General features: G+C 71.8%; 6 protein-coding genes. 3 read left to right on the plus strand and 3 right to left on the minus strand.

Features of this window, described 5'->3' with window-relative positions; all coding sequences use genetic code 11:
* Nucleotides 1–5,943, plus strand: a complete 5,943-nt coding sequence (locus KOI35_RS10010) for a type I polyketide synthase (protein WP_215785859.1) — start codon at nucleotides 1–3, stop codon at nucleotides 5,941–5,943.
* Nucleotides 5,940–7,133, plus strand: a complete 1,194-nt coding sequence (locus KOI35_RS48840) for a cytochrome P450 (RefSeq protein ID WP_215785861.1) — start codon at nucleotides 5,940–5,942, stop codon at nucleotides 7,131–7,133. Before KOI35_RS10010 ends, KOI35_RS48840 begins: the two co-directional genes overlap by 4 nt.
* A gap of 64 nt (nucleotides 7,134–7,197) precedes the next feature.
* On the opposite strand, the gene KOI35_RS10020 is transcribed toward KOI35_RS48840, so the two are convergent.
* The 3 genes from KOI35_RS10020 to KOI35_RS10030 are packed head-to-tail and all read right to left on the minus strand — an operon-like array spanning nucleotide 7,198 to nucleotide 9,974.
* A complete protein-coding gene (locus KOI35_RS10020; protein WP_215785864.1) occupies nucleotides 7,198–7,401 on the minus strand; it encodes a ferredoxin in 204 nt (67 codons plus the stop codon).
* A 16-nt stretch (nucleotides 7,402–7,417) separates the two neighbouring features.
* On the minus strand, nucleotides 7,418–8,593 hold the full coding sequence (locus tag KOI35_RS10025; RefSeq protein ID WP_215785873.1) for a cytochrome P450: 1,176 nt from the start codon (nucleotides 8,591–8,593) through the stop codon (nucleotides 7,418–7,420).
* 13 nt (nucleotides 8,594–8,606) lie between these two features.
* Nucleotides 8,607–9,974, minus strand: coding sequence for a glycosyltransferase (locus tag KOI35_RS10030; protein WP_215785875.1), 1,368 nt, complete (start codon nucleotides 9,972–9,974; stop codon nucleotides 8,607–8,609).
* Between the two features lie 94 nt (nucleotides 9,975–10,068).
* On the opposite strand from KOI35_RS10030, the gene KOI35_RS10035 reads away from it, so the two are divergent.
* Complete coding sequence (locus tag KOI35_RS10035) at nucleotides 10,069–12,558, plus strand: LuxR C-terminal-related transcriptional regulator (protein ID WP_215785877.1); 2,490 nt, start codon at nucleotides 10,069–10,071, stop codon at nucleotides 12,556–12,558.
* The last annotated feature ends 10 nt before the right edge of the window (nucleotides 12,559–12,568 follow it).

Here is a 12,568-nt window from a genome sequence, read left to right on the forward strand (position 1 = left end):
GTGCCGGACGAACAAGAGAAGCTCGTCGAGTACCTCAAGTGGGTCACGGCGGACCTGCACGAGACACGCCAGAAACTGGAGCGGGCCGAGGCCGGCGCGCACGAGCCGGTGGCCATCGTGGGGATGGCGTGCCGGATGCCGGGCGGGGTCACCACCCCCGAGCAGTTCTGGGAGGTGGTCTCGGGCGACCGGGACGTCATCACCTCGTTCCCGGGCGACCGCGGCTGGAACCTCGACGTGCTGGCCGGCGACGCGGGCGGGCACAGCGCCACACTGCAGGGTGGCTTCCTGTTCGACGCGGCCGAGTTCGACCCCGAGTTCTTCGGCATCTCGCCGCGCGAGGCCCTGGCCATGGACCCGCAGCAGCGTCTGCTGCTCGAGACCTCGTGGGAGGCCTTCGAGCGGGCGGGTATCGACCCGGTCTCGCTGAAGGGCAGCCGCACCGGCGTCTTCGTCGGCACCAACGGCCAGGACTACGGCCACGTGCTGATGATGTCGGGCGAGGACGTCGAGGGCCACGCGGGCACCGGCACGGCGGCCAGTGTCATCTCGGGCCGCCTGTCCTACACCTTCGGGCTGCAGGGCCCGGCCGTCACCGTCGACACCGCCTGCTCGTCGTCGCTGGTCGGCATGCACCTGGCCAGTGCGGCGCTGCGGGCCGGGGAGTGCACCCTGGCGCTGGCCGGCGGCGCGACCGTGATGAGCACGGCGGCCAACTTCGCCGGTTTCACCCGGCAGGGCGGACTCGCACCGGACGGGCGCTGCAAGGCCTTCTCGGACGACGCCGACGGCACCGGCTGGTCCGAGGGCGCGGGCATGCTCGTGCTCGAGAAGCTCTCGGACGCGCAGCGCAACGGCCACCCGGTACTCGCCGTGCTGAAGAGCAGCGCGATCAACCAGGACGGCGCCTCCAACGGGCTCACCGCCCCCAACGGGCCGGCCCAGGTGCAGGTGATCCGGGCCGCGCTGACCCGGGCCGGGCTGACGCCGTCCGATGTGGACGCCGTCGAGGCGCACGGCACCGGAACCGTGCTGGGCGACCCGATCGAGGCGCAGGCCCTGCTGGCCACCTATGGCCAGGGCCGGGACAAGCCGCTCAAGGTCGGCGCCGTGAAGAGCCACATCGGCCACACCCAGGCCGCCGCCGGCGTCGCCGGTGTCATCAAGATGGTGCTCGCGCTGAAGAACCACCAGCTTCCCCGTACGCTCCACGTCACCGAGCCGTCGACCCACGTCGACTGGACCGCGGGTGCCGTCGAGCTGCTGACCGAGTCGCAGCCCTGGCCGGTCGGTGAGCGTCCGCGCCGGGCCGGGGTGAGCGCGTTCGGCGTCAGCGGCACCAACGCCCACGTCATCATCGAAGAAGCACCCGCTTCGCCGCCGTCCGAGCGAGTCGTTTCCCGTACGCCCAAGGTGGTCCCCTGGGCAGTATCGGCGCGCTCGGCCGCCGCCCTCGACAAGCAGATCGAGTCCCTCCGCACGGTGTCCGACGATCCCGTCGACGTGGCGCACTCGCTGATCACCACCCGCACGCTGTTCGCGCACCGCGCCGTGCTGGCCGCCGGCCCGGGCGGCGTCACCGAGCTTGCCCGTGGCGTGGCCGCCCGGCGCCCGCTCGCCGCCCTGTTCAGCGGCCAGGGCAGCCAGCGGATCGGCATGGGCCGGGAGCTGTACGACGCCTACCCGGCCTTCGCCGCCGCCCTCGACGAGCTGTTCGCGCGTCTCGACCCCAAGCTGCGCGAGGTGATGTGGGGGACCAGCCGCGACCTGCTCGCCGAGACCGGCTGGACGCAGCCCGCGCTGTTCGCCGTCGAGGTCGCGCTCTACCGCCTGGCCGAGTCGTGGGGCGTCGTGCCCGCGTTCGTCGCCGGCCACTCGATCGGCGAGGTGGCCGCGGCCCACGTGGCCGGCGTGCTCTCGCTCGACGACGCGTGCAAGCTGGTCACCGCGCGCGCCTCGCTGATGCAGGCGCTGCCCCGCGGCGGGGCGATGGTGGCGATCCAGGCCGCACCCGACGAAATCGAGCTCACCGCGAACGTAAGCATCGCGGCGATCAACGGCCCGCAATCGGTCGTCATCTCCGGCGCTTCAGCGGAAGTCGAAGAGATCGCCGCGAAGTTCGAGAAGACGAAGCGGCTGTCGGTCAGTCACGCGTTCCATTCGGTGCTGATGGATCCGATGTTGGACGACTTCCGCGTGATCGTCGGCGGACTTACGTTCCACGAACCGCAGATCCCGGTGATATCCACCGGCGATGTGACCGATGCCGAGTACTGGGTCCGCCAGGTCCGCGAGCCGGTGCGGTTCGCCGACGCGGTGGCCGAGCTGACCGAGCGCGGCGTGACCGCGTACGTGGAGATCGGCCCGGATGCGACGCTCAGCGGGCTCGCGGCCCGCGACGGCGCGATCACCGCCCCGCTGCTGCGCAAGGACCGGCCCGAGGAGGACGCGCTGCTCGCCGGCCTGGCCCGGCTGCACGTCGGCGGGGTGCCGGTCGACTTCGCCGCCTACCTCGACGGCACCGGCGGGCGCACCGTCGAGCTGCCCGCCTACCGCTTCGACCGGCAGCGCTACTGGCCGTCCGGCGGCAGCGGCTTCGGGGCCGACCCGGCCAGCCTCGGCATCAACCCGGCCGGGCACCCGCTGCTCGGTGCCGCGGTCACCGTGGCCGGCTCGGGCGACCTGGTGCTGACCGGCCGGCTGTCGACCACGGCCCAGCCCTGGCTGGCCGACCACGTGGTCGGCGACGTCATCCTGTTCCCCGGCACCGGATTCCTCGAGCTGGCCGTGCGGGCCGCCGATCTGGCCGGCTTCGCCCGGGTCGAGGGCCTGACCCTGGCCGTGCCGCTGGTGCTGCCGGCCGACCGGCCGGTGGCCGTGCAGGTGCGGGTCAGCGAGGGCCGGGTCGGCATCTATTCGCAGAACGGCGACGAATGGGTCCAGCACGCCACCGGTGAGCTGGCCGAGGACGAGATCGTCCCGGCTGACACGAGCGAGTGGCCGCCCGCGGGGGCCGAGCCGATCGAGCTCGACGGCTTCTACGACCAGTTGGCCGCCCACGCCAAGCTCGTCTACGGCCCGGCCTTCCAGGGCGTCAAGGCGGCGTGGAAGCGCGACGGCGAGGTGTTCGCCGACGTGGTCCTGCCGACGGCCGCCGGCGGGGTGGACGAGTACGGCCTGCACCCGGCCCTGCTCGACGCCGCGCTGCACCCGATCGTCTTCCTGGGCGAGGAGAGCAAGGGGCTGCCGTTCGACTTCCGCGGTGTCTCGCTGCACACGACCGGTGCCACCGCCCTGCGCGTACGCCTGACCCCGCTGCCCGGCGGCGAGGTGCGCGTCACCGCCGTCGACGGCCGCGGCGTCCCGATCGTGTCCATCGAGTCGCTGGAGCTGCGCACGACGTCCCGGTCGTCCGCGGCCGCGGTCAACGCGTCGTTCCGCATCGACTGGACCGCCTCGCCGGTGCCGGACGCGAGCGTGCACAGCACGTGGGGCGTCATCGGCACCGACCCGCTCGACCTCAGCTTCAAGATCCACTCGGCCGGGCAGACCGTTGTCGCGTACGGCGACACGCTCGCCGCGTCGGGCAGCGTCGCCGACGTCTACGTCGTGCCGCTCATCCCGGCGCCGGGCACCGACCCGGCGGTAGCGGCCCACGCCCTGACCCGGACGGCGCTCGAGATCGTGCTCGAGGCTGTCAACGACGACCGTTTCCAGGCCAGCCGGGTCGTGTTCGTCACCAGCGGCGCGGTGCTGCTGCCAGGTGAGTCGGACGTGGATGTCGCGGGCGCGGCGGCCGCCGGTCTCGTGCGGTCGGCGCAGTCGGAGAACCCGGGCCGGTTCCTGCTGGCCGACCTCGACAAGTCGGAGATGTCGGCGGCGGTGCTGCCCCGGCTGCTCACCGGCGAGGAGCCGCAGGTCGCGGTGCGCGGGGGGACGGCGTACGCGCCCCGGCTCGTGCCGCTGACCGGTGACCGCCCCGAGCCGCGTACGTGGGACCCGAACGGCACTGTCCTCATCACCGGCGGCACGGCCGGTCTCGGCGCCGACCTTGCCCGTCACCTCGTGAACAACGCCGGCGTGAAGCACCTGCTGCTCGCGTCCCGTCGCGGTGGCGCGTCGGAACTCGTCGGCGAATTGGACGCCACGGTCACGGTGGCCTCGTGCGACGTCACCGACCGTGCGGCCGTCGAGGCGCTGATCGCGTCGGTTCCCGCTGAACACCCACTGACGGCGGTCATCCACGCGGCCGGTGTGCTCGACGACGGCCTGGTCGCCACGCTGAGCCCCGACCGGGTCGACCCCGTGCTCGCCCCCAAGGCCGACGGCGCCTGGCACCTGCACGAGGCCACCGCCGGGCTCGACCTGGCTGTCTTCGCGCTCTACTCGTCGGTGGCCGGCCTGATGGGCGGCGCCGGGCAGGGTAACTACGCGGCGGCCAACTCGTTCCTGGACGCGCTCGCCGAGCTGCGCCACGCCCGCGGGCTGGCCGGCACGTCGATCGCGTTCGGCCCGTGGGAGCCGTCCAGCGGCATGACCGCCGAGCTGAGCGCGGCCGCCCTGGAACGCATCGCGCGGTCCGGCTTCCCGCCCCTCACGAGCGCCCAGGGCCACGCCGCGTTCGATGCCGCCGTCGCCGGGACTGTCCCGGCGGTGGCCGCGCTCAACCTCAGCTCCGGAGGCGCTCGCTCGGCCTCCGGTCAGGTGCCGCCGCTGCTGCGCAGTCTGGTGGCGGCCGGCCCCCGCCCGGTGGTGCGGGCCGACCGTACGGCGGCCAGCGTGCGCGACAAGCTCGCAGCCCTCGACCCCGAGGCCCGCGTGACGTTCCTCGAGCAGATGGTCGTCGAGGCGGCGGCCAAGCTGCTCGGCCACGCCGACCCGGCCGACCTCGACCCCGAACGCGACTTCCTCGAACTCGGCTTCGACTCGCTCATCGCCGTCGAGCTGCGCAACCAGCTCGCCGACGCGCTGAGCCTGCGCCTGTCCACGTCGATCGTGTTCGACAGCCGCACCCCGGCCGCGTTCGCCCGCACGCTGGTGGGCGAGCTTCAGCAGAACCCGGCCGAAGCCGCCGCCAGTGACCTGGTGGTCGCGCCGAAGGGGGAGACGGTCCACGAGCTGTTCCAGCAGGCGGTGGCCGAGGGCAAGTCGCTGGCCGGCCTGCGCCTGCTGTCGGCGGTCGCGGCCCTGCGGCCCAGCTTCGAGTCGCCGGCCGAACTCGAGGAGCTGCCCCAGGCGGTCACCCTGGCCGAGGGGTCCCGCGAGCCCCGGCTGATCTGCATCAGCTCCCCGGGGGCCAGCGCCGGCGTGCACCTGTACGCCCGGATGGCCGCCCACCTGCGCGGGAAGCGCCACGTCTCGGCCCTGCCGCTGGTCGGGTTCGCGCCCGGCGAGCCGCTGCCCGCGACCACCGAGGCGGCGGGCCGGGTGGTGGCCGAGAGCGTGCTGCACGCGTCCGACGGGGAACCGTTCGTCCTGATCGGACACTCGTCGGGCGGCACGCTGGCCTACTTCGCGGCCGGCATCCTCGAGCAGACCTGGGGCGTCAAGCCGGAAGCGGTCATCATGCTCGACACGCTGAGCCTGCGCTACGACGACAGCGAGAACATCAACTTCGACGCGACCAGCAACAACTACTTCACCAGCATGGATTCGCCGGCGGTGAGCATGAACAGCGCGAGGCTGTCGGCGATGTCGCACTGGTTCGTCAAGATGACCGGCATCGGCGACGAACCGACCGTGCCCAAGCTGATGATCCGCTGTGCCCAGGAGGCCGAGGGCACCGACTTCGAGACCGCGTCGAGCGTCGCCACCTCGGTGCCGGCCGACGAGGTGCGCGAGATCGCGACCCACCACATGGCCATGGTCATGGAGGACGCCGCCATGACCGCGCAAATGATCGACGAGTGGCTGACCGATCTGAGTTCAAGGAGTGTCGAGTGACTACCACCACGCATGACGAGCTTCCGCTGGTCACGCTGGACCAGCCGACCATCATGACGTTCGGCGACCTGCGGCTCGACCTGCAGAAGCAGGCCGGACTGTGCAAGATCCGGACCCCCGCCGGGCACGAGGCGTGGCTGGTGACCCGGCACGCCGAGGTCAAGGCGCTGCTCAGCGACACCCGGCTGGGCCGTTCGCACCCCGACCCGGCCAACGCCCCCAAGTTCCTCAACAACCCGATGCTCGACATGCTCATCACCGACGCGCCGCCGGCCGTCGAGCGCCAGGAGCACATGAAGAAGCAGCGGCTCTACACCGGCAGCTTCGCCGCGCGCCGGGTGCTCGACCAGCGGGCCCGGGTCGAGGCGATCAGCGAGCGGATGCTCGACGACATCCTGGCCAAGGGGATGCCGGCCGACCTGCACGGCGACTACTCGATGCCGTTCTCGCAGGAAGCCCTGTGCGACATGATGGGCGTGCCCGACGCCGACCGCACCGAGCTGCTGAGCATGATGGACCGGGTCGGCAACGCCAACGATGAGGCCGACTCGTACGTGGGCATGGATACGCTGTTCGCCTACTCGCTGGGCATCGCCGCGAAGGTGCGGGCGAACCCGGGCGACAACGTGATCTCCCGCTTCACCGAGGCCGGCCTGCCCGACCAGGAGATCGCCACCCACATCGTGGCGCTGCTCTTCACCGGCCTGTCCGGGCTGGCCAGCCACATCGACTACGGCATCACGCTGTTCCTGCGCAACCCCGACCAGCTGGCCCTGGCCATGGCCGACCCCGAGGTCATGTCGCAGGCGGTCGAGGAGGTGCTGCGGGCCACCATCGGCTCGCCGGTGCTGCCGCGCTACGCCCACGAGGACATCGAGCTCGACGGCAAGACCATCAAGCAGGGCGAGCTCGTGATGATCGACTTCTCGCTGGCCAACTACGACCCGCGGGTGTTCGAGGAGCCGTTCGCCTTCCGGGTCAGCCGCTCGCCCAACCCGCACTTCACGTTCAGCTACGGCATGCGCCACTGCACCGGGGCACCGCTCGTCCGCATCGTGCTGCACGTCGCGTACAGCACGCTGTTCCGCCGCATTCCCTCGCTGAAGCTGGCCGTGCCGTACGAGGCGCTGCACCGCCACCCCGGCGGCCGGCTCGCCGGCGGCCTCGCGGAGCTGCCGGTCACCTGGTGATCTGACACAGCGAAAAGCGGCCGGGCACACGCCCGGCCGCTTCTCTTTTCGGGGGGATGGGGACTTAGTCTTCGACGAGCACGATCGACTGCGACGGGCAGATCATTTCGGCCGTACGGGCGTGGTCGAGCTGCTCGTCACCGGCGGGTTCCTTGTTGAGGACGACGACGTAGCCGTCCTCGTCCTGGTCGAACAGCTCGGACGCGGTCAGCACGCATTGCGCGGCCCCGACACACTGCCCCGGCTCGATCTCGATGCGGGCTGCCATGGGAATCCTCCGTTGGTTACCAGGTGACCGGCAGGGCGTGCAGTCCGTACAGCACGCCGTCGTACTTGAAGGGCAGTTCCTCGACCGGCACCGCGATGCGCAGCGTGGGCACCCGCTCGAACAACGTCCGGTAGGCCAGTTCCATCTCGACCCGCACCAGGTTCTGCCCGAGGCACTGGTGAATGCCGTAGCCGAACGCGACGTGCGCGCGGGCCGAGCGGCTGGGGTCGAAGTCGGCCGGGCACGCGTACTGCTTCTCGTCGTGGTTGGCCGCGGCCATCAGCGGCACGATGCCCTCGCCGGCCTTGATGAGCTGGCCGCCGATCTCGACGTCCTCGATCGCCACCCGCAGGGCCACGATGTCGGCCACCGAGTGGATCCGCAGAATCTCCTCGACGGCCCGGTCGTCGCCGATCCACTCGGGGTTCTGCATCAGCGTGACCGCGCCCAGCGCGATGTTGTTGGCCGTCGTCTCGTGCCCGGCGATGAGCAGCAGCATGGCGACGCCGGACAGTTCCTCGGTCGTCAGCACGTCGTTCTTGATGAGCCGGCTGAGCAGGTCGTCGCCGGGCCGCTTGAGGCGCAGCGTGATGAGCCGGTTGATGTAGCGCATCAGGTGCTCGTTGGCCTTGGTGCGTTCCTCGTCGGTCGACGTGATGGTGACGAGCACCTTCGTCTTTGCCTCAAAGAAGTCCCGGTCGACCGGGGGCACGCCGAGCAGCATCGAGATGACCAGCGACGGCACCGACAGCGCGAAGTCCTCGACCAGATCGGCCGTGTCTCCCTGGGCCAGCATGGCGTCGATGCTGCGGTCGACCACGTCCTGGATGGCCGGGCGCAGCTCGCGGATGCGCCGCACGGTGAACTCGGGGATGAGCGCCTTGCGGAACCGGTCGTGCTCGGGGGAGTCGAGCGAGACGAACCAGCCCGGCACCTCCTTGGCCGACGGGACGCCGCCGGTCTTGAGCGGGCGCGGGAATCCCTCGTGGTCGGGGTTCGAGCTGATCCGCTTGTCGGTCAGGACCTTGCGGACGTCCTCGTGCCGGGTCACCAGCCAGACGGGCTCGCCGCTGGGCAGGACCGCCCGGGCCAGGCCCTCCCGCTCGCGCATCTCGACGTATTCCGGCGGCGGGAACGGTTTGCCCGGTCCCCGCAGCAGGAAGGGAACGGTTTCCTGGTCGGTCGTGGACATGGGTGATCCTCCGTCAGACGTTGGCCGGCGCGGCCAGCAGTTCGGTCACGAGGTCGGCCGCCCGGGCCCGCCCGCCCGCGGCGAGCTGAAGCTGACCGAAGGACTCGGCCCTGGCCCGGAACGACTTGTCGGTCAGGACGCGGGTCAGCTTGTCGACCACGTCGTCGGGCCGGAACGTGTGCGGGTCGTCCAGGCTCAGGCTCACGCCCAGGTCCTGGCCCCGGACGGCCTGGTCGTAGCAGTCGACCCAGAGCGGGCGCATCACCATCGGCTTACCGAAGTAGAGGCTTTCGTGGTACGCGTTCCCGCCGCCATGGGTGAAGAAGAGCTTGACGTTCGGGTGGGCCAGCACGTCGAGCTGCGACGGCACCCACGTCTCGACGCGCAGGTTGGCCGGCCGTTCGGCGGGCAGGAACCGTTGCTGGTCCTCGGGCAGCTTCCACAGGAACTGGTGCGCTGGCATGCGCCGGGTCACCTCGACGATCGACGCCACCTCGGTCGCGGTGAGCCGGGTGATCGTGCCGAATCCGAGATAGACGACCGAGGGATGCTCGTCCAGCCACTCGTTCAACTCGCCCGCCTCGGCCTGCGGAAGTGGGGGGACGAGCGCGCCGACCGTACGGAAGAAGGAAGGCAGTTCGAACGGATAGTCGAGCTCGGGAATCGAGTAGTTGAGCACGAACTCGGCCTTCTCGACGCGGGTCATCTGCCCCACCGCGGCCGGATCGATGCCCAGCTCGGCCCGCACGGCGGTGTCCTCGGCGTTGCGCTGCCGCATCGTCGGCGACAGGAACAGCGTCAGCATCCGCCAGCGGAAGAACCGGTTGGCCAGCCGCTGCACCGGGGTCATCCGGTTGGAGAAACCGGTGTGCGGGACCGGGAAATCGGCCGGCGTGTACGACTTCCCGATCGGCACCAGCGAACTGACCGCGTTGCTGGGGATGAACGGGTTGCTCAGCACGTACGGAATCTTCTTCGTGATGGCCAGCTGAAAGCCGTACAGGCACATGCTCTCGATGACCATGAGCGCCGGCCGGATGTCGTCGACGGCCTTCTCGAGCAGGCGGTACTTCTCGGCCAGCAGCCGCGGGACGAAGGTCTTCTCGATGACCGCGCGGCGGGCCTTGAACCGGGACTTCTGGGTGACCGCCGCGTAGGTCTCGTCGTCCCAGGTCACCGAGGACAGCTCGGAGATGACGTCGCCGAGCGGAACGAACCGCGCGCCGGTCGCCTCCACGTCGGCCTTGCGGTTGTCGTCGCTGGCGAAGTACAGGTCCTCGACGCCCCGCCGCGACAGTTCCTCGGCCAGCACGAGCATGGGGTTCAGCAACCCGCTCTCCGGCATGCTCACGAACAGAACCGGCCCGTGGCGTTCAGTCATGCGTGCATCCTGGCGGCCCGAACTCCGGAAGATTCCTAGTCTTGCCGCTCGTACTCTGCGAATCAGGCAGAGACGACACGACGAGGTGGGCGGCATGGCATCCGGGTTGGCCGAACGGGAGTCGCAGTGGGACACGCTGGACCGGCTCGCCGGTCTCGCACGGGCCGGCAAGGGCCAGGTCGCGCTGATCTCGGGACCGGTCGCCACCGGCAAGACCACGCTGCTGCAGTTGTTCGGCGAGCACCTGGAGACGTCCGGCTTCACCTGGCGGCGGGCCATCGGAGCGGAATCAGAAGAGGCTTTGCCGTACGGCGTCACGACGCAACTGCTCGGCCCGGTCGACCCGGACCACGGCCTGCCCGAGCTGTGCCGGGCCGCGCTCGGCTCGGACGAGCCCGTGCTCATCACCGTCGACGACGTGCAGCACGCCGACGAGCCGTCCCTGGAAGTGCTGCTGGCCTGCGTCCGCCGGCTCGCCGGGGCCCGCGCCCTCATCGTGCTCACCGACAACGCCGCCCCGGGACCGCTGCACACCGAACTCCTCCGGCACCGGCACAGCACCCGTCTGGCGGTGGCGCCCCTGAGCGAGACGGCCGTGGGCGACCCGGAGGCGTTCGCGCTGACCGGGGGTAATCCGCTGCTGCTGGCGGCGCTCGGCGAGGACGCCGGCGAGCCCGGCCCGAACTACCGCCAGGCCCTGCTGAGCTGCGTGCACCGCTGCGGGCCGGAGCAGGCGCGGATCGCCGCCGTGCTCGGCGATTCGCCGGGGGAGACCCCGCTGCTCACCGCGGCCGGGCTGCTGGCCGACGGACGGTTCCGGCATCCGGCGGCGCGCGCGGCGGTGCTGGCCGAGATGACGCCGGGGGAGCGGACCGGCCTGTTCGCGTGGGCCGCGCGACTGCGGCACGAGCAGGGCGCCGACCCGGTCGTGGTGGCCGAGCTGCTGACCGGGGCCGACCGGGCCGACGAGCCGTGGGCGGGCGCGGTGCTGGTCGAGGCGGCCGAGCAGGCCGTGCAGCGGGAACGCATCGAAGACGCCGTACGGTATCTGGAACTGGCCCGGACGACGGCCGAGGGCGCGGCCCGGTCGGCGATCGTCGCCCGGCTCGCGCGGATCGAGTGGCGGATCCGACCGGCCGCGGCCAACCGGCACCTGGCCGAGCTGATCACGGCCGACCTCGACGACCGCGACTCCATCAGCCTCGTGCGGCTCCTGCTCTGGTACGGCCGGTCGGACGAGGCCGTTCCCGTCCTCGAACGGGTGCGCGCGTCCGGCCCCGCCGGGCTGCACGCGCTGGAACTGTGGCTGGCGGCCAATCACCCGCGCCTGGCTCGGCCGGGTACCCCGCCGCACGCGGGCGACGACACCCCCGGGGCGGTGGCGGCCGACCGGTCGACCGCCGCGATCCTGGCCGTGCTGGGCCGGAGCGCGGCCGAACCGGCGGTGGCCGAGGCCGAACTGATGCTGCAGGTGGCCCGGCCCAGCGACAGCCTGGTGTGGGGCGCCGAGGCGGCCCTGCAGGCGTTGCTGGCCCTGCTCTACGCCGACCGGCTCGATCAGGCCCGCTCGTGGTGCGACAAGTTGCTGGCCGAACCGGGTTCGGTGCCGGAACAGGCCTACCTCACGGCCGTACGGGGGGAAATGGCTCTTCGCCGGGGTGAGCTCGCGGCCGCGTGGGACGACGCCACCGCCGCGCTCGAGCTGGTGCCGCCGGCCGGGTGGGGTGTGGCGGCCGGGTTGCCGCTGGCGTGTGCGATCGTGGCGGCGACCCGGATGGGCCGGATCGACGACGCCGCGCGGCTGCTGGCCGAACCGGTGCCGGACGCCATGCTGCAGAGCCGGTGGGGCGTGCACTACCTGCACGCGCGGGGCGAGCACTATCTGGCCACCGGGCGGGACTACGCGGCGCTGGCCGACTTCCTGTCCTGCGGCAAGCTGACCGCCGAGTGGGGTATGGACGTGCCCGGGCTGGTGCCGTGGCGGACCAGCGCCGCCGACGCCTGGCTGCGCAAGAGCGAGAACCGGGCCGAGGTGCGCCGGCTGCTCAACGAACAGCTGGCGCGGGTCGGTCCCGGCCCGTCCCGCACGCGTGGGGCGGCGCTGCGTCTGCTGGCCGCGACCAGCCAGGCCCACAGCCGGCCGCAGCTGCTGGCCGAGGCGGTGTCGATCCTGCGCGACTGCGGCGACCGGTTCGAGCTGGCCCGGGCGCTGGCCGACCTGAGCCGGGCCTACCGGGGTGTCGGGCAGTTGCGCCGGGCGTCCCCGATGGCCCGCCTGGCCGCCGGGATCGTCGAGGAGTGCGGCGCGGCGATCCTGCACGACGAGGTGCTACCGCTGCGCACCGGGCACGACGCCGCCGGCGAACCCGACACCCGGCAGCGGCTGGCCACGCTGACCGAGTCCGAGATGCGGGTGGCCGTGCAGGCCGCGGCCGGGCTGACCAACCGCGAGATCGCCGCCAAGCTGCACATCACGGCCAGCACGGTCGAGCAGCACCTGACCCGCGTCTATCGCAAGCTGCACGTCACCCGCCGCCGCGATCTGCCGCCCGAGCTGCACAGTCACCTGCCGCTGGCGGCCTGACGACCTCGCC

The sequence above is a fragment of the Paractinoplanes bogorensis genome (genome assembly GCF_018829635.1).
Lineage (GTDB): Bacteria > Actinomycetota > Actinomycetes > Mycobacteriales > Micromonosporaceae > Actinoplanes > Actinoplanes bogorensis.